Genomic DNA, 20,893 nt, shown 5'->3' with positions numbered 1-20,893 from the left:
TACAACTATTTAAATAATAAAGTAGTAGTATATAAAATATTCTTTAGATTCGGTCTATTGCATTAAGAGAATGGATATGAGAGTTTATCTTTTAATCGATATGTGGATGATCTCAATAGACACGTTGATTATCACGGATTTATTTGAGATCAAACACAACTGAATAACATTTATTTATATACCTAATAGATTTCGAGTTGCAGCGCGGCGGCAAGTGAATGAATCCCCAGGAGCATAGATAACTATGTGACTGGGGTGAGTGAAAGCAGCCAACAAAGCAGCAGCTTGAAAGATGAAGGGTATAAATATTAATTGGAGTTATAATGGGTAATTATAATAACGTACATGTTTTACCGAAAAGTCAGTATTTGACTTCTTTGCATACAAAAGCGCGTAATCGTAACGCCGAACAATCGGAGTTTGTGTTTTACTCTGATCGTATTATTCGATTATTATTAGAGGCAGCATCTGAATTGCTACCCTATACCTCTCATCATATTCAAACCCCAATTGGGGATATTTATAATGGAACTATTTTAAATACTAAACTTTGTGGTGTGTCGGTAATACGTGCCGGAGAAAGTATAGAAGGCGAATATAGAAAAATGTATCCTGATTCCCCAGCGGGAAAAATTCTTATTCAAAGAGATAAATTGACAAAACTGCCTCATTATTATTATTCGAACTTACCTGATGATATTGCAGAGAGAACTATTTTACTTTTTGAGCCTATGTTGGCGACGGGCGGATCATTAGCTAAGGCTATCGATTTATTAAAAGAAAGAGGCGTACCTGAAGATAATATTATTGTTGTTAATTTTCTTTCTTCTCCTGTTGGTCTTAATAGAATCATGACATCATATCCTAAAATTCAACTGGTTACTTCTTCAATTGAAAATGGACTTAATGAAGATGCTTTTATGAATCCAGGCATTGGTGATTTTGGTGATCGATATTTTGGAACGTATAAACCATCGTGAATGCTATATAAAAAAGTAGAATAATTCTCATTTAGAATTGAAAGGATGACATATGCCACATATTAGTATAAAACATTTTCCTGCCCACCTCTCGCGAGAAGATAAAGATATCTTATCTTTAGAATTGACAAAGGTGATAACAAAGATGTTTGGTTGTAGAGAAGATGTTATTTCCATTTCATTAGAGCCGATCGAAAAAGAAAAATGGAATGAAGAGGTTTATTTTCCTGAAATTAAACTCAAAGAAACCTTGTTGATTAAATTGCCAAATTATTAATTTATTTTTATAACTGAGGATCTTTTAAAGATACTTTTAATGAATAAAATACTCATTTTCGATTTAGACGGTACATTATTTGATACTTCTCGAGCAATAGTAGAAACATTCAATGCTGTTTTTAAGGTATTTAACATTCCATTAGCAGGAGATGAAAACATTCGCGCTACAATTGGTCTGCCTTTAGAGAAAGCATTTGCAACGCTCTTGAATATATCTATTGAAAAGGCGTTAATCTCTAAAGCTGTTGAACAATATCAATTGCAGTATCGTCGGCGTATTCTGCCAAAAGCAAAGGAATTGTTATTTCCTGGTGTTGAAGATGGATTAATCGCTTTAAACAAAAAAGATGTAAAACTATCGGTAGCGACCAGCAAATTTACCGCAAGTGCGACAGCATTACTTGAGGCTGCGGGAATAAACGCTGTATTTGACAGGGTAATTGGTGCTGATCACGTTTCAAAACCTAAACCTGATCCAGAATCAGGAAGGAAAATTTTGGAATATTACGGTGCTGTACCAGAGATGGCTGTTATGGTAGGTGATACCACTCACGATATTTATATGGCAAAGGCAGCTGGCATGAGATCAATAGCAGTGACATATGGTATACATAGTGTCGGTATGTTGGAAGAAGCCAGGCCAACTTGGATTGCTGATTGTTTTGATGACGTACGCCATATTATTGAGGAGAATATACTTAAGTGATTAATACGATAAGAAATATCTTATTGGCAATTATTGGTGGAAGTCTACTAACGTTGATGATTTACACCAATAGCATATTGTCGGAAAGTACAACACCCTTTTTTGCATCATGGGTAGCTCATGGTATTGGTGCGATTGTTGCTTTGATATTATTTATTATTGTGGCTAAGTTCTTTTCTAAAAAAGAAACAGACGAAAAGAAACATAAGAAATCGAATATTCCTATATGGTTTTATCTTGGTGGTATTCCTGGTGCGCTTACCGTTGTGCTGGCTGCTGTTGCTATTAATAGTGGGCTGCCATTATCTAGTACAATTTCATTAGGGTTAGTTGGGCAAATAATTTTTGGTCTGATTGCTGATCATTTCGGACTTTTAAGAACAAGAAAAAGAAAGATAGTGATACAAGATTTATATGTTATTTTCTTTGTTCTATTTGGCAGTATGTTAATTCTGTTTGGGGGAAGAAACTAATGTTGAGTCTGATTTTTATTGCCTTTTTAAATGGCATATTTATAGCGGCGACAAGGACGATTAATGGGCAATTAAGTGTCTCGATAGGTTCTTTTGGCGCTTCGCTTTGGAATCATATCGGTGGGTTTCTTCTCTTAACAGTGGTATTGACACTTTTATCGAGTTGGCAATGGAATGAATGGGATTTTGACTCTATTCCAGCAGCGGCTTATATGGGTGGGGTTTTTGGCGCTCTGTTTGTATCAGTCAGTAGCTATGTTTTCCCTAAATTAGGTGCGATGAATGCCGCCATCCTTGTTATTGCAGGGCAAATGTTATCAGCGGTACTGCTTGATTGGTTATATCAGGATATAACTCCTGGGTTAGTGAAGATTGTTGGAGTATTGTTTGTGTTAGTAGGAATTTACCTAACTAGAAAAACAACTGAGTCAAAATAAGAATAGAATCAACGATAAGGTAAAAAAATGATTAACAAACTACTTAATGATCGTTCATATCATATTGAATTTAACGGTCACCTTACTAATCACGTTAAACATGCTGTGATAGCGCTGCATGGCTTGGGAATCAGTGCGGGTAGAATTAAAGACTATTATGATAATTATGCTAAATTGACGCCCTATGGTATGGGGCTTGAACCCCCTAAAACATTAAAGCATGTGATAGACAGTGAGAATTGGAAATATTTCTTAGGCAAGAGAACAAGTTATTCTTCCTACTGTGATTATTTTGAAGAGGAAATTAAAAAGAAAGGAATTGAACAGGTATTGCAAGAATATATGCCGACGCTTTTGTCTGGATGGGCTGGTGCATTAACTCACGGTACCATTCATTTAGGTTGGGCATTGGATATCGATCATCCTTGGATGATTATTGAAGGGCTTGCTTACATGGCATTCTCCTATGTTCCTTGTCATTCAGAGAGAGCATTTATTGATAGTTCGCTAAACGACAAGAATGCTTTTGATTCTATATTGAGAATTTCAACGCTGTGGGAGGAAAGGAAAGTAGAATTGACCGATTGGGTGAATTCGTTGGTTAATAATGAAAATCTGGCCGATACTGATTTAACACATCCTGAATTAAAGAGATCGGGGCTTCAATATCGTATTGCGCGTATCTTAATGCAAGGCCACCCAGAAATATATCGTTTGCCGGTTTGGATTGAGACACAAGATGTAGAAGAAAGTTGGGCTCAGTTATTCTATGTCGTAACATTGATTTATCTCGCTAAACCCGGTGATTTTCTGTTTCTTCATTTAGTTACCTCATTGTTTGCAATGAAAAATATCGCTTCACGTTTACCTGTTGAAGAAAGTAAAAATATTATTAAATGTTACTGGGTTGGTATGTTGTGCATTCTGTTTTCAACAACTGATTTATCGAAGCCCGCTAAATTTTCTGCGCTTAATCAGGCTTATTCATTCAGGCAAGACGAAATGACTTATTCTGTCTGGGAACAGGAGTGGTCGCATATTATTGCCAGGGCATTAGAGGAAGAAGAAGAACATAACCCGAAACTGGTTTATGTCATGAATCAATTGTGGAAAAAATATGGTTTAACCCTTTATAGGGCAGCCGCAAATCAATTTACAAACACTCCTTTGCTGCCTCCTTCTTTCGAAGAAGCACCGATTGAATAATAAACTGGCTCTATTGTTTTATTAAAATATTATATTCCAGAGGTAAAAGGGAAGTTGGGGGAGAAGATCAAGACGCTTTAGAGAGATACGAGCGTCATCGGAGATTGAGAAAATAGCATGGATGAACCATGACGATAAGAAAAGGTGTTCTCTTGTCTCTCAATTAATATTGGAATATTTAAAGAACAATGAATTAATTAATTGATAATTCCATATCGTGATGAGGTGCATTTTGATAAATGTATCTTATCACGAAATCACAAATAGATGATCCAGAATTATCTGGGAGAATAATAACCGTTTTATTTACGGAGAGTATTGCATAATTATAACTTAATTTTTTAGCTAATCTTTAAGGTATTGTCTTATACGAATACCAGATTACTTATAGTAATTGATTGAATGATTTTAATAAAATATAAGTCATCAATCATGATCAAACAGACACTTAGAATTTCGTAGATAAAATGTCATTTTTAACTACGGCGATATTTATTTTATTATTATATAAAGTTAATGAAAATGTTAGCAAATAATATTACACAATGTGATTTAATCACTGATGTTTGCCTTAAGGAAGATGCAATAACATTGATGGATATGCTTGAGAATCAACTGAATCACCAGGCAGATGGATATGTTGTTGTTGATAAAGAACAATCGCTCAATTATGCTAATTTCTATTTGAAAGTGAAAGAGATTGGATATTGTCTATCAGAAATGAGCTCAAAAAATTCAGGGGGTATTGGGCTTTTTTGTGACCCTTCTATAGATTTAATTTGTGGTGCGTGGGGTATTTTATCAGCGAATAAAGCCTATTTGCCTTTATCGCCTGACTATCCAGCTGAGCGTCTCAAATATATGATAGAAGATTCTGGCATTGATGTGATTTTTACCCAATCGCATTTAAAAGAACAGTTGCAGGACATTGCACCAAAATCGGTATTAATTATAACACCGGAAGATGTCGCTCTGACGATAGAAACACGAACAATAGAAGATATTCTCAATACGGCTCGGGTTCCCAACTCAACCAGTCTGGCTTATATTATTTATACTTCTGGGAGTACGGGTAAACCAAAGGGAGTTATGATTGAGCATCACAGTATTGTGAATCAAATGAGATTTCTTGCAAAAGCGTTCAGCTTAGGGAAGCACTCTCGAATTTTGCAGAAAACGCCAATGAGTTTTGATGCTGCTCAATGGGAAATTTTAGCGCCTGCAATAGGCAGCCAAGTGATTATTGGCCCTTTAGGATGCTATCGCGATCCGGATGCGATTATTAAAACAATTCTTCAACATCAAGTGACGACTTTACAATGTGTTCCTACTTTACTGCAAGCGTTACTAGATAATCCTAATTTTTTGGATTGCTTATCACTGACTCAAGTATTCAGTGGAGGGGAGGCGCTGACAACCAAATTAGCCACGCAATTTTTGAATAGTTTTACCCACTGTGAATTAGTCAATTTATATGGCCCAACAGAATGTACGATTAATTCATCATATTTCCGGGTGACAAATGAAACTTTGCCGAATTATCAAACATCTATTTCAATTGGTATACCTGTAGATAATACAGAATACTACGTTCTTGATGAGAATAGATTACCTGTAGCGGTGGGAGAAATTGGTGAGCTTTATATTTCAGGTGTTCAATTAGCACGTGGCTATTTGCATAAACCAGAAATGACAAAAGATAAATTTATTTGTAATCACCTTGCACTCGAAACTAAACACCCGTGGTTATATCGAACGGGAGATCTCGTGACGAGAGGGGCTGATGGTAATACTTATTTTGTTGGTCGGGTTGATAGCCAGGTCAAGTTACGAGGTTATCGTATTGAGCTTGATGAAATACGTCATGCGATTGAAGAACATAGCTGGATAAAGACGGCGGCAATGTTAATTAAGAAAGATGCCAGAACGGGTTTCCAAAATCTCATAGCATGTGTGGAATTGGATGAAAAAGAAGCCGCGCTGATGGATCAAGGTAATAGTAGCTCACATCACAAATCAAAAACCAATAAACTCCAGGTGAAAGCTCAACTTTCTAATTCTGGTTGTCGGAGTGAAGAATTGTGTGAGAATCGTCCTGTAATCTTACTGCCTTATAAAGAAGGAGAGATAAAACAAAGAGAATATGCATTTGGGCGCAAGACATATCGCTATTTTGAGGGGACAGAAATAACGGTAGAGACACTAAAAACATTACTGACAACCACTCAGCAGGGTGAAATTTGCTCTTTGCCACTGAGTCATTTAACACTTAAAGATTTCGGCTATGTGTTGCGTTATTTTGGTCAGTTTACCAGTCATCAACGTTTATTGCCAAAATATGCCTATGCTTCACCGGGTGCTCTCTATGCGACTCAAATGTATTTTGAATTGCATCATGTTCTCGGTTTGGATGCGGGGATTTACTATTATCATCCCGTGACTCACGAGTTAATAAAAATTTCGACATTGAGTCGTCGGCAAAAGCCAACGATAAAAGTACATTTTATTGGAAAGCGTGAAGCCATTGAGCCCGTTTATAAGAACAACATACAAGAAGTTCTGAAAATGGAAGCGGGTCATATGATAGGGCTCTTTGACGACATACTACCGGAAATCGGCTTGGGTATTGGTGAAAGTGAATATCAAGCTGAATGTCCTGATTGGTATGATGGTAATATTCAGGATTATTACCTTGGTGCATTTGAAATATGTCGCTATGAAAATAGATTACCACCATTTGATACCGATCTTTATTTGCAAACACATGCCAATAAAATACCTGAGATGCCATGTGGTTTATATCACTTTTCTAACGGGGAATTTGTGCGGATAAGTGATGATATTGTTAGGAAAAAGGATGTTATCGCGATTAATCAGCAAGTTTATGATCGTTCTAGTTTTGGTGTGTCAATTATTCCACATTGTGTCCCTGAATGGCATTATTATATTACACTGGGTCGTCGATTACATGCGTTGCAAAGTAATCAATTGTGTATTGGATTAATGTCATCTGGTTACAGCTCAGAGAGCAATAACGATTTACCTTCGGCGAAAAGGATGCGATCTATTCTTAATGCGCTTGATAGACCTATGGCGGCATTTTATTTCTGTATAGGTGGGCGTGTTAGTCAAGAGCAATATACTTGTGAAGGTATGAAAGAAGATGTTGTTCATATGAAAGGGCCAGTTGAGATTATTAAAGATGATCTTCATCAGCAACTCCCTCAATATATGATTCCAAATAAGGTATTAGTTTTTGATAAATTACCTTTGACGGCCAATGGAAAAGTGGATTACCAATCTTTGTCAAAATCTAACACAGTGGAAGATATCTCAACACAGAGACCATTAGTGCCATTACGGACAGAGACTGAATTGAGGCTTGGAAAAATTTGGATGGAAGTGATGAAATGGGATTCAGTATCTGCACACGATGATTTTTTCGAGAATGGAGGTAATTCTTTGATGGCCGTAGCTATGGTTAATAAGATCAATGATGCCTTTAATATTCGTTTTCCGCTACAGATACTTTTTCAATCTCCCAATATAGAAGAGTTGGCTAAGTGGATTGAGCAAGCTGATGCTAAAACAATATCAAGATTAATCTTATTGAATCAGGCAAGTCAGGACCCAATTTACTGTTGGCCGGGTTTGGGCGGATATCCTATGAGTTTGAGGTTGCTGGCTAATAAAGTGGCTCCCGACAGGGCATTTTATGGAATACAGACATATGGGATAAACGAGAGTGAAATACCGTTTTCTTCTATCCAGAGTATGGCAGAGGAAGATATTAAAGAGATAAAGAAAATACAGCCAGAAGGGCCCTATACATTATGGGGATATTCATTTGGTGCCCGGGTAGCATTTGAGGCTGCGTACCAGCTTGAACAAGCCGGAGAAGAAGTTAAGGCGTTGAACTTGTTGGCACCGGGATCGCCTCATCTTCACATGAAGCAAGAGAAATATCATGATAAAGGCGCTGAATTTACTAATCCGGTTTTTGTTCAAATACTTTTTTCTGTATTTGCTCGTTCAATCAGTAGCCCAATGGTTAAAACTTGCTTAGAACAGGTGAATAGTGAAGCGACATTTATTAACTTTATATGTAGTCGTTTTAAAAACCTGGATCCATCATTAGTAAAACGTATCGTTAGGATTGTGACTTTGACTTATGATTTCAAGTACAGTTTTGATGAGCTTTATCACAGATATCTAAAGGCACCTATAACTATTCTCAAGGCGAATAAAGATAATGATTCATTTATCGAAAAATCTGGTGGGTTTTCATCAACACCACCTAAAATAATTGAATTGATATCGGATCACTATCAACTGTTGGAAAATGAAGGTGTGACTGAGATTGAGAAAATAATCTCGCTTTTAAATTGCCAGTAATAAATACAATTCGTGAGATTCAATAAGTAAATATTAGTAGATATATTATCTCTAATATTATATTTAGTATACCCAATAGATTTCGAGTTGCAGCGCGGCGGCAAGTGAACGAATCCCTAGGAGCATAGATAACTATGTGACTGGGGTGAGTGAAAGCAGCCAACAAAGCAGCAGCTTGAAAGATGAAGGGTATAGATAATATCAAGAGAATTAAAAGGTATATAACATGAATATCAGTCATAGCGTCCCACTTAAATTCAGCCATGAAGTAAAAGAAGCACTTGAATCAGGAAAACCTGTTGTTGCTCTGGAATCCAATGTGATTACACATGGCTTGGATTACCCTGATAATGTCACAACGGCTAAGCATGTTGAGCAGGCTGTTCGTGAAAGTGGGGCAGTTCCCGCAACGATAGGAATAGATAATGGTGAATTTCTGATTGGGATGTCAGATGAACAAATTGAGAAATTTGCTACCGCATCTCATGTTCCAAAGGTCACGAGTCGGGATATTCCGGTCGTATTAGCGCGTGGCGGTATGGGGGCGACAACAGTGGCATCGTCAATACTTGCAGCAGAAATAGCGGGTATTAAATTCTTCTGTTCTGCGGGGATTGGTGGGGTACATCGAGGTGCAGAGACAAGTATGGATATATCGGCAGACTTGACTCAGTTAACGCGTTCCCGTGTTGCTGTGGTCTGTGCTGGCGCAAAAAATATCCTCGATATTGGATTAACATTGGAATTCCTGGAGACATGGAATGTACCCATTATATCCTATCAGTCGGATGATTTTCCTGCATTCTACTGTCGTTCCAGTGGATTCAAAAGTCCACAACGTCTTGATGATACCGCCGTAATTGCCAAAGCGATTGAAATAAATTGGATGTTGCCGGGAGGAAAAGGGATATTAATTACGGCACCAACCAAGCCAGAGGATGCGATAGATAGTCAAAAGATTGATATGATTATACAAGATGCGGTATTAGAGGCTAAGAAGAATAATATTGTTGGCAATTCGTTGACAAAGTATCTGATGAGAATGATTGACCGAGAAACCAATGGGATCTCTGCGAAAGCCAATATGGCTGTATTAGTTAATACAGCCAACGTTGCGGGGAAGTTGGCGGTGGCCCACACCATTCATAAAAATGGATGTTGATCTTTCCCATTATTTTCATCATCTGGGCGTGTTTATTCATTATTTTACTGCCGAAATATCGCTTTAAGTTAGTAAGCCTACCGCCTCTTTTGGGTGGTAGGTATTGAGTGACTCACCGTTTCAGGCGAAACTTACCTTGGCAGATCCTACGCCGAGTAAGTTAATTTTCAACTTATCACCAATATTAACGGGCACCATTGTGGTGAGGGAGCCAGAGAGAATGATTTCTCCACTGAGTAACGCCATATTCAGTGTTCCTAGCATATTCGCTAGCCAGGCAACTGCGTTAGCTGGATGCCCTAATGCAGCAGCACCAATGCCAGTGTCAACCCGTTTACCGTTTTTCTCTAGCGTTATTGTAATGGCAGCTAAATCAATTTCTGATGGCAGACGGGCACCATCGCCAATTACAAATAACCCTGATGAGGCATTATCAGCAACAGTATCTGTGATTTTTATTTTCCAGTCACGGATCCGGGAATCGACAATTTCGATACAGGGCACGACATAATCTGTTGCTCTGAGTACATCTCCTGCTGTAATACCGGGTCCACACAGATTGTGTTTCAGGATAAAACCAATTTCGCCTTCCGCTTTCGGTGCAATTAATTGATCAATGGGTACAGTGGCATTGTTTTTGTAATGCATATCTGAGGTGAGAATGCCAAAATCGGGTTGATCGACGCCCAATATATCCATAACTGTTTGACTAGTGATACCGATTTTTTTACCAACAATTCGCGCTCCAGTTGTTTCCAACCGGCAAGCAATAACTTTTTGCTGGATGAGATAGGCGTCGTGTAATGTTAGTTCTGGATATTCATTAGAGATAGGATCGATGGCTTGATGACTCTGCCATGATTGAAACAATTTTTCACCAAGATGGGTTATGACGTTATTCATCTGTTGCTCCTGATCAAACCACAGAAGTGACATTCCAACTGGAATATCACTCGTCTGAAAGGGACATTATTTGTTGCCGTTTAGTAAAAAATCGATATGGAGCCGGTTGAATGTGTCCGGGTCTTCATATTGAGGCCAGTGACCGCATTTTTCCATCACGGCAAAACGGCTATTTTTGATAAGCCCGGCAAGACGCTGACCGACTGAAACCGCAGCAGTCGGATCGTGTGTGGTCCATAGCACCAGGGTTTCAGCCTGGATCTTTGCCAGCTCATCTTCGGTCAAAAGGTTACGTAAGCGGGTATCCATATCTTGCAGGCACATAATGTTTTCCATTGCGGACAACATACCCGGTTGACGATAAATGGCAAAACGGGCTTCAACCAAGTCTTCTGTCACCATTGCAGGATCTTCCATCAGGAATTCAAGACGCTTGCGGGTAGCTTCCCGATCTGGGTTTTTCACTGCATTCAGGCTCAGTGTGCGCAGGCGTTCCATCACATTTGGATCAGCAATCATGCCACCTGCCGTGTTCAACACCAGACGGTGAATATATTGCGGATATTTTGCCGCAAACCGGGCTGCAACCCATCCGCCTAACGATTCACCAGAAAGGTGAATTTTCTTCAGATTTAATGTCTCAATAAGATCCCGTAGGTGCTCCACATAATCGATAATCTCATAGGAACGGACAGGTTTATCCGTGAAGCCATGCCCCAGCATATCAATTGCCAGTACACGAAAATGGGCAGCATGGGGCAGAATGTTGCGCATATAAGCTTCTAAATGACCTGAAATACCATGTAAGAAAATCAGAGTAGGTCCGTTCCCCGCTTCAAGAACACGAGTTTTTATCCCTTTTACATTGAGATAATGTAGATGGATTTCACCGCTGGCAATGGCAGACCAAAGCGAACGTAATTCAGGTTGTATAGGCTTATGTTGAGGATTCGCTGATATTGACATCATGATATCTCCCTTATTTATTTTAAATTAATACGTTATTAATATAACGACAACGGGTAATATTCACTAATACTTAATATGTCTAGTCTGAAAGGCAAAAACGATGATGCTTATTTCTATTCTTGCAGATATTTATTTTCAACAACATCTATTAAGTGCGATAATAATTCTGATGTGTTGTCTTTTCTCCATGCCATTATTAACTCTATTGTGGGAGAATATCCTGATAATGGCCGACAAATAACAGCATCTGTCATGATGCTGGTAATATAGAATGGTACTATTGCACACCCTAAATTTAGACTAACCATGTTTAAAATTAATAGCATATTATTAGCTGTTTGAATAATATTAGGTACGACATTATGTTCAGTAAAATAATTTTCTATAATCTGTTGTAATACGCCAGATTGTGTTGGATCAGGCGTAATAAAATTTTCTCCGTGTAGGTCGTTGACTGAAATCTTTTCACAATATCTTAGCCGGTGATTAGCAGGCATCAGAACCACCAGCGGTTCATTAAGAATGACTTTAAAATCAATATAATCACTCTTTATCGGCGGACGCATGAAAGCGACATCAATGTCACCTTGTAATAATTTCTCTTCTTGTCCTGGATTAAATAAACTAATAAGTTCTACTTTTGCTACAGGATGAACCAAGCGAAATACTGGAATGACTTCAGGTAATACTTTAACCTCTGCTGATGGGACAAATCCAATAGTGAGCACAATTTGTTCTTGTGCCGCTTTGCGTGCCATTTTTTTTGCTTTCTCTGCATTGTCAAGAATAAGCCTGGCTTGTTGGAAAAAAACTTCTCCGGCTTTGGTTAGAGAGACTCTGCGTTTATTTCTCTCTAATAGTGTAGAACCAATATAATCTTCTAAATCTTTTATTTGTTGACTTAACGAAGGTTGTGCGGTGTGCAATTTTTTTGCGGCCTTAGTAAAGTTTAATTCTTCTGCCACTGCAATAAAATAGCGTAAGTGTCTTAATTCCATTGCCGTTTCCTCACATATCGAAAAAAAGTCTTAATTTAAACAAACAATGTATTTCACAAAATATTAATCTATTAATAGCATTCATTTTGCATGTTGGCAAAAAGTCAACATTTCTTTTACTTGAGGATTAAATAATATGACATTGAGCAAAAATTCAGATATCTACCGCCTGATTGATGCCCGTGCCGGTCGTGTAACTCCTCAGATTTATATCGATCCAGAGCTCTATCAATTGGAACTCGAAAGAATATTTGGCCGTTGTTGGCTGTTTCTAGCTCATCAGAGCCAAATCCCCAATCCAGGTGATTTTTTCAATACTTATATGGGAGAGGACAGTGTTGTGGTTGTCCGCCAGAAAAATGGTTCCGTTAAAGCTTTCCTAAATCAATGTCGCCATCGCTCCATGCGGGTTTGTTACGCGGATAGCGGTAATACCCGTGCATTTACTTGCCCTTATCATGGTTGGTCATATGGTGTGGATGGGCAATTAATCGACGTCCCGTTGGAAGCGTGTGCCTATCCACATGGGCTTTGTAAAGAGCAATGGGGACTTCAGGAAGTGTCGTGTGTGGAAAGTTATAAGGGATTGATTTTTGGTAACTGGGATACGACTGCACCCTCCCTGATTGATTATCTCGGTGATATGGCTTGGTATCTTGATGGTGTGCTTGATCGCCGTGAAGGAGGAACAGAAGTTATTGGCGGTGTGCAAAAGTGGGTGATCAATTGTAACTGGAAATTACCCGCTGAACAGTTTGCCGGCGATCAATACCATGCTTTATTCAGCCACGCCTCCGCCGTACAGGTTTTAGGTGTAAAAGAGGGCGACAGTAACAGAGCATTAGGTGCTGGTCAGACTTCTCGGCCAGTTTGGGAAACGGCAAAAGATGCCGTGCAATTTGCTCAGAATGGTCACGGTTGTGGATTTTTCTTGACCGAAAAACCCGATGCTAACGTTTGGGTTGATGGTATCGTTGCCCGTTACTACCGTGAAACCTATGCCGAGGCAGAGCAGCGGCTGGGAAAAGTCAGGGCATTGCGTCTTGCCGGTCACAACAATATTTTCCCGACGCTTTCCTGGCTTAACGGTACTGCAACCATGCGGGTGTGGCATCCACGCGGACCCGATCAGGTGGAAGTTTGGGCGTTCTGCATCGCGGATAAAGCCGCATCTCCAGAGGTAAAAGCCGCTTTTGAGAATAGCACTACCCGTGCATTTGGTCCGGCAGGTTTTCTCGAACAGGATGATTCAGAAAATTGGGTAGAAATCCAGAAGGTACTTAGAGGTTACAAAGCCCGTAACAGCACATTGTGTATGGAAATGAGACTGGGACAAGAAAAAGTGCGGGATGATGGAATTCCGGGTGTGACCAATCATGTTTTTTCCGAAACCGTTGCCCGTGGCATGTATCAGCGTTGGGCTGACTTACTCACCAGTGAAACCTGGGATGAGATAGAGGAAAAAAGCCGGGTTTATCAGCAGGAGTTGGTCAAATGAAAGAGTTAATTGTCAATCAGGAAAAAAGGGTATCGTCGGAACTGCATTATGAAATAAGTCAGTTCTTGTATTACGAAATTACATTACTGGATGAGTGGAGATTTCGTGATTGGCTTGAGTTGTTATCAGAAGATCTCAGCTATACCATGCGCACCATTGTTAATGCCCAAACCCGCGATCGCCGTAAGAGTATTCAGCCGCCAACCACTTGGTTGTTCAATGACAATAAATTTCAGCTTGAACGCCGGATAGCTCGGTTGGAGACCGGGATGGCATGGGCAGAGGAACCCCCATCCCGTACACGTCATCTACTGACAAACTTAGTGATTACTGAAACGGATTTGCCTGACCAATTTCATGTTCAGTCCAATTATTTGCTGTACCGTTCACAAAAAGAGCGAGATGAAGCTTTTTATGTTGGTAAGCGGCTGGATTGTGTTCGCCGTAATCCGAAAACGGATAACTGGCTGATTTGCAAACGTGAAATTACCTTGGATCAGGCAGTCTTAACTTTCCATAACTTGAGTGTCTTATTCTGATGAGTCAATTATTCGTATGTACTGTTGAAGATTTGCCCGACGGAGAAGCGCGTAAGGTTGAATACACACCAGATATTGCGCTGTTTCACTATGATGGCGAATTCTTTGCTGTTGATGACCGGTGCAGTCATGGTAATGCCTCTATATCCGAAGGGTATTTGGAAGACAATGCGACAGTTGAGTGTCCACTGCATACGGCCAGTTTTTGTCTTAGAACCGGGAAGGCACTTTGCCTTCCTGCTACAGATCCATTGAAGACCTATCCTGTTGTTGTTAAAGACGGAAACATTTATATCACTGTATCGGAGGAGCAATAATGAGTTGGATCAAAGATCAAGTCATTTTATTAACAGGCGGTGGCTCCGGTTTAGGTTTAGCTTTAGTAGAGCGTTTTATTGCCGAAGGCGCCAAAGTGGGTGTTTTGGAGTTATCGGCAGAAAAAGCGGCAGCTTTGGCACACTGTTTTGGTAACGATATCTGTGTTATTCAGGGTGATGTTGCCTCTTTTGAGGACAATGAACGCGCAGTGGCTGAAACTGTTAGGTGTTTTGGCAAACTAGACTGCTTTGTTGGTAACGCTGGCATATGGGATCACAAAATTAGCTTGCTTGACGCCTCACCAGAACAGGTTGGTAAAGGATTTGATGAGCTGATGGGTGTTAACCTGAAAGGGTATATTTTAGGGGCTAAAGCCGCGTTGCCAGCGCTAACAGCATCAGAAGGCAGCATGATTTTTACGTTGTCAAACTCGTCATGGTTTTCTGGTGGTGGTGGGGTGTTGTATACCGCCAGCAAGCACGGTGCGGTCGGCATGATCCGCCAGTTAGCTTATGAATTAGCGCCAGTTATCAGGGTTAATGGTGTTGCGCCTTGTGGTATGCCAAGTGATCTTCGCGGGGCTGCCTCATTATCTCAGCAAGATAGATGTATTACAGATAACCTGTCATTAGAAAGTCTCGGTGCAATTTTGCCTTTGCAATTCATACCTCAGCCAAAAGATTTCACTGGTCCGTATGTCATGCTGGCTTCCCGTGCCAATAACCGCACTTTAACGGGAGTGATGATAACGGCTGATGCCGGATTAAGTATCCGTGGCATTCGCCAAAGTACAGCGGGAGTGATGTCTCCGAACAAGAAGGAGAGTTCAAATGACTGTTAAATTGATTTGTACTTCACACACGCCTTTGATGGGCTTTGGTTCTCCGCCTGAAATGACAGAAAAGCATGTTCGGCAGGTTTTTCAGCAATTGGCTGAACAGGTAAAAGCCTACGATCCACAATTGATAGTGATTTTCGCTCCTGACCATTTTAATGGTTTTTTTTATGATCTCATGCCGGCATTTTGCGTTGGGGTAAGAGCGAATGCAGTGGGGGATTGGGATATTGGCAAGGGGCCACTCAATGTTCCTGAAAACACCGCGAAGGATTTAATTTCCGCCTTATATGATTCAGGGATTGACGTAGCTCACTCCTGGCGTATGCAGGTCGATCACGGCTTTACTCAACCATTGATGCTGCTTTGTCAGGATTTACAGCGTTATCCAACTATCCCAATATTTATTAACTGTGCAGCTAAACCATTGCCGACATGCCGTCGTGCTGTTGCGTTAGGTCGTGCAGTGGGTCAATTCCTATTCACAACAGATCAGCGGGTATTGTTGTTAGGTTCTGGTGGTTTATCACATGATCCCCCGATACCACAGATGGGACAGGTGCCGCCGGAAGTTGAAGAAGGGTTGATTGCTGGGAGAAATCCGACAAAAGAAGTGCGTCAAAAACGGCAAAGCCGAGTCATTGAGGTTGGAAAATCGTTGGCTCGTGGCGAGAATATCGTTGCTCCGTTGAATCCACAGTGGGATGACGAGTTATTGCGTATTTTTTGTAGTGGCGATATTCGGCGTCTTGCTTCGTTAACAGAGGGAGGAATCGCCATTCAGGGCGGGAAAGGTGGACAGGAAATTCGTTGTTGGATTGCGGCTTTTGCGGCGCTTTCTGTTTATGGCGAATATAAAGCACAACGGCATTATTACCAACCTATTAAGGAGTGGCTGGCAGGGATGGCAATGGTCAGTGCTCAACCTGTCACTCAGATAGGAGCATAATATGCGGAATCAGACTTTTATTATCGTTGGAGCAGGGCAAGCGGGAGCTATGGCCGCCGCAACCTTAAGACAGCAACAGTTTGATGGCGATATTATTTTAATTGGTAAGGAATATCATGCGCCTTACGAGCGGCCAATTTTATCAAAAGAGTATTTAATCAACCCAGAGGAAGCGCCGAAATATCTGTTCTCCGAAGATTTTTATCTGAAAAACCAGATAGATCTGCGTATAGGTCAATCGGTCAGCCAGATTATTCCATCGAAACATTGTGTTGTTTTAGAAAATGGCGGCAAGCTCAGGTATGACAAACTCCTGCTCACTATGGGGGCAAGAGCCAGACGATTTCCGCTGCTCGATCAACTGGGTGAAAACATTTATACCTTGAGGACGCTGGATGATGCGCAACGTTTACGCCAGGCGGTGAAAAAAGACAAACGGATTTTGATTGTTGGTGGTGGTGTGATTGGCTTGGAACTGGCGGCAACTTCTTGTGAATTGGGGGCAAACGTGACGGTTATCGAACAGGCGGATAACATCATGGGACGTTGTGCTCCTCCATTATTGCAGGATTATCTTTTGAATCGTCATCAGGAAAAAGGGGTACAATTCTTCCTAGATACCAACATTGTTTCCGCACAAAAACAAGGAAGTGAATTAGTGCTTATATTGAACACCGGTGAAAAGGTGATTGGAGATATTATTATTTATGGTATCGGCGCTGAATTCAGGGATCAGCTTGCCGCTGATGCCGGTTTGGTGACTAATGGCGGTATCGTCATTGACAGCTGTTGCCAGACTTCTGAACCGGATATTTTTGCTGCCGGGGATGTTTGCCTTCAGAGAGAACCGCTGACAGGTGATCTACAGCGCCGTGAAACCTGGGAAAATGCGAACCGTCAGGCGACTATCGCCGTGCATGCCATGATGGGGTTGGAACCCCCACAGCCGGGTGCGCCGTGGTTCTGGACCGATCAGTGGGGTATTAACATCCAAATGGTTGGCAACATGCAGGCTGAAAAATGGCATATCAAAGGTGATTTGCAATCAGATAAAGCCATTTTGATTGGTACAGAAAATGAAATCTTAGTCGGTGCTGTCGCGATTAATCAGGGAAGAGAAATGCGGAATTTACGGAAATTACTTGCTAATTCTACGGTTGTTCCGGTGTAGTATTAGATAGTTAACTTTATAGAAATAAGTAATGACGGTATTTTATTATTGAATTCGGTGACCGGTGAATACGGTCATCGATAGTCGTTATTGTGATCCCTAGTCTTCTGACTGACATTATATAACCGCGCGAATCACATTTCATATTGTTGGTAACGTGAATAATATCTATATTACAACTCCCTCACCATTTCAATCTGGTTTTATTAAGATTTAATTTTCCAGGATGTTGATACGTACTAACAACATTCAGTATATACCCTATGGATTTCAAGCTGCATCGCGACGGCAAGGGAGCGAATCCCCGGGAGCATAGATAATGGAACTTAGAGATACATATTATGAATGTAATTTATCATTCTTTATGAAATATTTAATTAAGAAAGGGAAGTAAGAATTTACTCCGATTGTTTGCTTAGTGGTTAAGTGTTTTTATACGGTATCTGGAGTAATAGAAAAACTGAAATTTCATTGCTAATGAATTCGTAGAGAAATCACCTTAATTAAGGAGTTCTTAATTATGATAACACATAAATTAGCTATATTTATACTGTGTTTATCTCCCGCCGTATGCTTTTCACAGCCTGATAAATTACCTCCAGGTTCATATGAGTTAATTATTGGAGCAAGACCTTCGATGCCTTATTCACCGATTCAGAATTATAATCAAGACTTAACACGGCAAGGTACTGGGTATGAATTTACTGTTCCTGTGTCCCGTCATCACATAATCCCATTCAATCTATTAAGAGGCTTCTATAACCGTGTTGTTGAAAACAACCGACTACGTAATATAAGTAGTTTTCTCACAGTATACTCAAATAATTTACGGTCTTATGCTAGTCGTGGCGGTGTTGACTGTAATCAATTAGGTAGCGATATTATTGATGCATCAAATTTAGGTTTGGCTCAAGGTAGTGGATGGATAAGAGGCGGTAGTGATAGATTTACTCCAGGTTTTAGTACATTCGAGCAATTTTATGCGTGGTTACCGGGCAACCTTTTCATTGGGCCAAATAATCGCTCAGATGATCCAGGTCCAGGATTTGAGAGTAACGCCGCGGTTGTTATTGGTGAGGCTAATTTCAACTTGGTTTCCAGGTTGTACAGAAATATGATGGATTATATGTCAACAAATGATGAAAGTTTATTAAATGGAATTACAGCAGATTTATCAAGGCTAGCTCAAATAAGGGGAGTTTATTCATTACAGTCACAAGATTGGGAATATGTGAATGGTCAATATAGATTAAGGAGAGGGGGGAAAGAAAGCTTCATAGGTGTAGACAATAGTGATGATGATTATCTGGAATCAACGTGCGATGATTTACGTCCCACACTCGATAAAATTAAAGGAAGGTATACGATTGTAATAGATAATTAAAGCTAAGAATTAGCTAAATTTTGCAACTATAAAAAGGTTAATGTTTAATAGGATAAAAAATGAAACAGATAAATCTACTTGTTATTACTTCTGTTATATCACTTTTACTATGTGTAAAATCTTTTGCTGCGGATGATCTAGAGTGTAGCGGTAGAACTGTAAATAGCGGAACCCTTACAGGGACACTAGTTAAGTTAATAGATAGAGATATCTGGACAACTACAAATTATATAATGCAAACTGATAACGGGTATTATTGTATCCGACATGGAGATATAACAAATGAGATACGAGGTAAAATTATTTCTAATGCATTTTTCTTAGGATCAAGAATAACCATATCACTTACTAAGGATCATACTATAACTGGAATAGCGATCCATTAGTAGGTTAGGTTTGTCTATATTTACTCTTAAGGATATGACGGTTTCTGAAAAAGATTACGGCTTTTAACCGTAATCTTTATTTTAATATTAAAACGATGTCTTATTAATGTTTAATAACATAAAGATCTTTCGATGACATAAGACCGAGTGGGCTAATATAATATCCACCAATATAAGGTTTTATTAATCTGGCGCTAACATAGTAATAAATAGGAATTGCTGGGACATCTCGTGTAAGAATATCTTGTGCTTGCTGGAAATATTCGATGTTGTTCGTTGCTTTGGCTTTACTGATCAGATCATCATAAATATCATTATGATATGATGATGTATTATTAGAACTATTGGTGACAAAATTATTTAAAAACGAAGCAGGATTATCGTAATCAGCTATCCATGCGTGTCTTACTAAAATGATGCATAATCTGGCTATTTTAAGTTCATTCCTCCTGTGTTTGGTGGAGTGTTATTATAGGCCGGTTTTTGGCCTTGCCCCAAGACTTTATTTGTTATGATGTCTTTGTCTAAAGCCAGATTTAATGCCTGCCTGACTCTAATATCATTAAAAGGGGCTTTTTGGGTGTTGAATTCGTAATAATAAACAGCTAATTTAGGGGAAATATGGACTTGGCTACCTAACTTGTTTTTTAAAGAATTAAATAAAACCGATGGGATAATTTTGGTGATATCTATTTCTCCTGCTAAATAACGGTTCACCACTGCGGTTTCTGATGTGACGTTTAGATAGGTGACTTTATTAATCACGGTGTGTTCATTATCCCAATATTGTGGATTCCTGACGCCAATCACCTTCTCATTGACGATCCATTCAGCGAGTTTAAAAGAGCTTATTATTAAGCCAATTCCGTCGTCTGGCCGAATCACAATTAGAGGGCCAAATGGGGCGGGTAAGTCTACTTTTCTTTGTTGGCTCAAGGAGCAATTGGGTGAATCGGCTTATTACCTTCCGGCACATCATGAACTTGTTTTTGAAAAAACTAGTGAAAAGAATCTGTCGACTGGGCAGGAACTGCGGGAATTTCTTAAAGAAATCTCTGTTAAGGCAGCGGATAAGATAGAGATCCTGATGTTAGATGAGTGGGATGCTAATTTAGATCTTCAATCTCGTCAGGTATTTAGTGAGCTTATCGGTAAGCTAAGTGAGTCTCTGCTGATTGTGGAGGTTCGCCATAACGTGTAAGGGACTCTTTGGGAGTCCTTTCAAGGTAAAGATGGTCGGTCCCACCTATGGTAGTGTCAAACCCTTTAATTAGAGAAAGATCAACTGGATCAAACCTATAGACA

20 protein-coding genes are annotated in these 20,893 nt (G+C 39.7%); 16 read left to right on the top strand and 4 right to left on the bottom strand.

The window, feature by feature from the left end; genetic code table 11:
- Positions 1–323 precede the first annotated feature (323 nt).
- The 8 genes from upp (at position 324) to KZ793_RS10715 (ending at position 9,638) form a co-directional block, all read left to right on the top strand.
- Positions 324–980 carry a uracil phosphoribosyltransferase gene (gene upp / locus KZ793_RS10750; protein ID WP_225815330.1) on the top strand — a complete coding sequence of 219 codons (657 nt, stop codon included), beginning with the start codon at positions 324–326 and terminating at the stop codon, positions 978–980.
- A gap of 52 nt (positions 981–1,032) precedes the next feature.
- The gene (pptA, locus tag KZ793_RS10745) at positions 1,033–1,257 is read left to right on the top strand and encodes a tautomerase PptA (RefSeq protein WP_225815329.1); all 225 of its coding nucleotides are present in this window, start codon (positions 1,033–1,035) and stop codon (positions 1,255–1,257) included.
- A 39-nt stretch (positions 1,258–1,296) separates the two neighbouring features.
- On the top strand, positions 1,297–1,965 hold the full coding sequence (locus tag KZ793_RS10740; RefSeq protein ID WP_225815328.1) for an HAD family hydrolase: 669 nt from the start codon (positions 1,297–1,299) through the stop codon (positions 1,963–1,965).
- Positions 1,962–2,438 carry a DMT family transporter gene (locus tag KZ793_RS10735; RefSeq protein ID WP_225815327.1) on the top strand — a complete coding sequence of 159 codons (477 nt, stop codon included), beginning with the start codon at positions 1,962–1,964 and terminating at the stop codon, positions 2,436–2,438. The genes KZ793_RS10740 and KZ793_RS10735 overlap by 4 nt, the downstream gene beginning before the upstream one ends.
- Positions 2,438–2,875: a DMT family transporter gene (locus KZ793_RS10730; protein WP_225815326.1), complete on the top strand. Its 438-nt coding sequence runs from the start codon at positions 2,438–2,440 to the stop codon at positions 2,873–2,875. The genes KZ793_RS10735 and KZ793_RS10730 overlap by 1 nt, the downstream gene beginning before the upstream one ends.
- 27 nt (positions 2,876–2,902) lie before the next feature.
- Positions 2,903–4,081, top strand: coding sequence for a questin oxidase family protein (locus KZ793_RS10725; RefSeq protein ID WP_225815325.1), 1,179 nt, complete (start codon positions 2,903–2,905; stop codon positions 4,079–4,081).
- A gap of 522 nt (positions 4,082–4,603) precedes the next feature.
- Complete coding sequence (locus KZ793_RS10720) at positions 4,604–8,476, top strand: amino acid adenylation domain-containing protein (protein ID WP_225815324.1); 3,873 nt, start codon at positions 4,604–4,606, stop codon at positions 8,474–8,476.
- Between the two features lie 226 nt (positions 8,477–8,702).
- A complete protein-coding gene (locus tag KZ793_RS10715) occupies positions 8,703–9,638 on the top strand; it encodes a pseudouridine-5'-phosphate glycosidase (protein ID WP_225815323.1) in 936 nt (311 codons plus the stop codon).
- A 120-nt stretch (positions 9,639–9,758) separates the two neighbouring features.
- Here the strand turns inward: KZ793_RS10715 and KZ793_RS10710 are convergent, their stop codons facing one another.
- The 3 genes from KZ793_RS10710 to hcaR form a co-directional block, all read right to left on the bottom strand.
- Entirely contained in the window at positions 9,759–10,541 is a 783-nt protein-coding gene (locus tag KZ793_RS10710; protein WP_225815322.1) for a fumarylacetoacetate hydrolase family protein, read from the bottom strand.
- Between the two features lie 66 nt (positions 10,542–10,607).
- A complete protein-coding gene (locus KZ793_RS10705; RefSeq protein WP_225815321.1) occupies positions 10,608–11,510 on the bottom strand; it encodes an alpha/beta fold hydrolase in 903 nt (300 codons plus the stop codon).
- A 113-nt stretch (positions 11,511–11,623) separates the two neighbouring features.
- Positions 11,624–12,508, bottom strand: a complete 885-nt coding sequence (gene hcaR / locus KZ793_RS10700; protein WP_225815320.1) for a DNA-binding transcriptional regulator HcaR — start codon at positions 12,506–12,508, stop codon at positions 11,624–11,626.
- Between the two features lie 136 nt (positions 12,509–12,644).
- Between hcaR and hcaE the strand changes: the two genes are divergently transcribed.
- The 7 genes from hcaE (at position 12,645) to KZ793_RS10665 (ending at position 19,202) form a co-directional block, all read left to right on the top strand.
- Entirely contained in the window at positions 12,645–14,006 is a 1,362-nt protein-coding gene (gene hcaE / locus KZ793_RS10695) for a 3-phenylpropionate/cinnamic acid dioxygenase subunit alpha (RefSeq protein WP_225815319.1), read from the top strand.
- Complete coding sequence (gene hcaF / locus KZ793_RS10690; protein WP_225815318.1) at positions 14,003–14,545, top strand: 3-phenylpropionate/cinnamic acid dioxygenase subunit beta; 543 nt, start codon at positions 14,003–14,005, stop codon at positions 14,543–14,545. The genes hcaE and hcaF overlap by 4 nt, the downstream gene beginning before the upstream one ends.
- Positions 14,545–14,862: a 3-phenylpropionate/cinnamic acid dioxygenase ferredoxin subunit gene (hcaC, locus tag KZ793_RS10685; protein ID WP_118984825.1), complete on the top strand. Its 318-nt coding sequence runs from the start codon at positions 14,545–14,547 to the stop codon at positions 14,860–14,862. Before hcaF ends, hcaC begins: the two co-directional genes overlap by 1 nt.
- Positions 14,862–15,704, top strand: coding sequence for a 3-phenylpropionate-dihydrodiol/cinnamic acid-dihydrodiol dehydrogenase (gene hcaB / locus KZ793_RS10680; RefSeq protein WP_225815317.1), 843 nt, complete (start codon positions 14,862–14,864; stop codon positions 15,702–15,704). The genes hcaC and hcaB overlap by 1 nt, the downstream gene beginning before the upstream one ends.
- The gene (locus tag KZ793_RS10675) at positions 15,694–16,647 is read left to right on the top strand and encodes a 3-carboxyethylcatechol 2,3-dioxygenase (RefSeq protein WP_225815316.1); all 954 of its coding nucleotides are present in this window, start codon (positions 15,694–15,696) and stop codon (positions 16,645–16,647) included. The genes hcaB and KZ793_RS10675 overlap by 11 nt, the downstream gene beginning before the upstream one ends.
- A 1-nt stretch (position 16,648) precedes the next feature.
- Positions 16,649–17,818: a phenylpropionate dioxygenase ferredoxin reductase subunit gene (gene hcaD / locus KZ793_RS10670; RefSeq protein ID WP_225815315.1), complete on the top strand. Its 1,170-nt coding sequence runs from the start codon at positions 16,649–16,651 to the stop codon at positions 17,816–17,818.
- 520 nt (positions 17,819–18,338) lie between these two features.
- A complete protein-coding gene (locus KZ793_RS10665) occupies positions 18,339–19,202 on the top strand; it encodes a hypothetical protein (protein ID WP_225815314.1) in 864 nt (287 codons plus the stop codon).
- Positions 19,203–20,017: 815 nt separating this feature from the next.
- Here the strand turns inward: KZ793_RS10665 and KZ793_RS22870 are convergent.
- The gene (locus KZ793_RS22870; protein ID WP_397443600.1) at positions 20,018–20,398 is read right to left on the bottom strand and encodes an ABC transporter substrate-binding protein; all 381 of its coding nucleotides are present in this window, start codon (positions 20,396–20,398) and stop codon (positions 20,018–20,020) included.
- Between KZ793_RS22870 and KZ793_RS10655 the strand changes: the two genes are divergently transcribed.
- Positions 20,355–20,789: an ATP-binding cassette domain-containing protein gene (locus tag KZ793_RS10655; protein WP_225815450.1), complete on the top strand. Its 435-nt coding sequence runs from the start codon at positions 20,355–20,357 to the stop codon at positions 20,787–20,789. The two genes, KZ793_RS22870 and KZ793_RS10655, sit on opposite strands and share 44 nt — an antisense overlap.
- Positions 20,790–20,893 lie beyond the last annotated feature (104 nt).

Source organism: Photorhabdus antumapuensis (assembly GCF_020387775.1).
In the GTDB taxonomy this organism is placed as follows: Bacteria; Pseudomonadota; Gammaproteobacteria; order Enterobacterales; family Enterobacteriaceae; genus Photorhabdus; species Photorhabdus antumapuensis.
Note: the sequence above shows the minus strand (reverse complement) of the source record. Positions and strands in the feature narration are given on the sequence as shown.

What these genes read in the sequence shown, in the direction of transcription:
- upp (WP_225815330.1), top strand. Translation starts at nt 324, where the DNA reads ATGGGTAATTATAATAACGTACATGTTTTACCGAAAAGTCAGTATTTG.
- pptA (WP_225815329.1), top strand. Translation starts at nt 1,033, where the DNA reads ATGCCACATATTAGTATAAAACATTTTCCTGCCCACCTCTCGCGAGAA.
- KZ793_RS10740 (WP_225815328.1), top strand. Translation starts at nt 1,297, where the DNA reads ATGAATAAAATACTCATTTTCGATTTAGACGGTACATTATTTGATACT.
- KZ793_RS10730 (WP_225815326.1), top strand. Translation starts at nt 2,438, where the DNA reads ATGTTGAGTCTGATTTTTATTGCCTTTTTAAATGGCATATTTATAGCG.
- KZ793_RS10725 (WP_225815325.1), top strand. Translation starts at nt 2,903, where the DNA reads ATGATTAACAAACTACTTAATGATCGTTCATATCATATTGAATTTAAC.
- KZ793_RS10720 (WP_225815324.1), top strand. Translation starts at nt 4,604, where the DNA reads ATGTTAGCAAATAATATTACACAATGTGATTTAATCACTGATGTTTGC.
- KZ793_RS10715 (WP_225815323.1), top strand. Translation starts at nt 8,703, where the DNA reads ATGAATATCAGTCATAGCGTCCCACTTAAATTCAGCCATGAAGTAAAA.
- KZ793_RS10710 (WP_225815322.1), bottom strand. Translation starts at nt 10,541, where the DNA reads ATGAATAACGTCATAACCCATCTTGGTGAAAAATTGTTTCAATCATGG.
- KZ793_RS10705 (WP_225815321.1), bottom strand. Translation starts at nt 11,510, where the DNA reads ATGATGTCAATATCAGCGAATCCTCAACATAAGCCTATACAACCTGAA.
- hcaR (WP_225815320.1), bottom strand. Translation starts at nt 12,508, where the DNA reads ATGGAATTAAGACACTTACGCTATTTTATTGCAGTGGCAGAAGAATTA.
- hcaE (WP_225815319.1), top strand. Translation starts at nt 12,645, where the DNA reads ATGACATTGAGCAAAAATTCAGATATCTACCGCCTGATTGATGCCCGT.
- hcaF (WP_225815318.1), top strand. Translation starts at nt 14,003, where the DNA reads ATGAAAGAGTTAATTGTCAATCAGGAAAAAAGGGTATCGTCGGAACTG.
- hcaC (WP_118984825.1), top strand. Translation starts at nt 14,545, where the DNA reads ATGAGTCAATTATTCGTATGTACTGTTGAAGATTTGCCCGACGGAGAA.
- hcaB (WP_225815317.1), top strand. Translation starts at nt 14,862, where the DNA reads ATGAGTTGGATCAAAGATCAAGTCATTTTATTAACAGGCGGTGGCTCC.
- KZ793_RS10675 (WP_225815316.1), top strand. Translation starts at nt 15,694, where the DNA reads ATGACTGTTAAATTGATTTGTACTTCACACACGCCTTTGATGGGCTTT.
- hcaD (WP_225815315.1), top strand. Translation starts at nt 16,649, where the DNA reads ATGCGGAATCAGACTTTTATTATCGTTGGAGCAGGGCAAGCGGGAGCT.
- KZ793_RS10665 (WP_225815314.1), top strand. Translation starts at nt 18,339, where the DNA reads ATGATAACACATAAATTAGCTATATTTATACTGTGTTTATCTCCCGCC.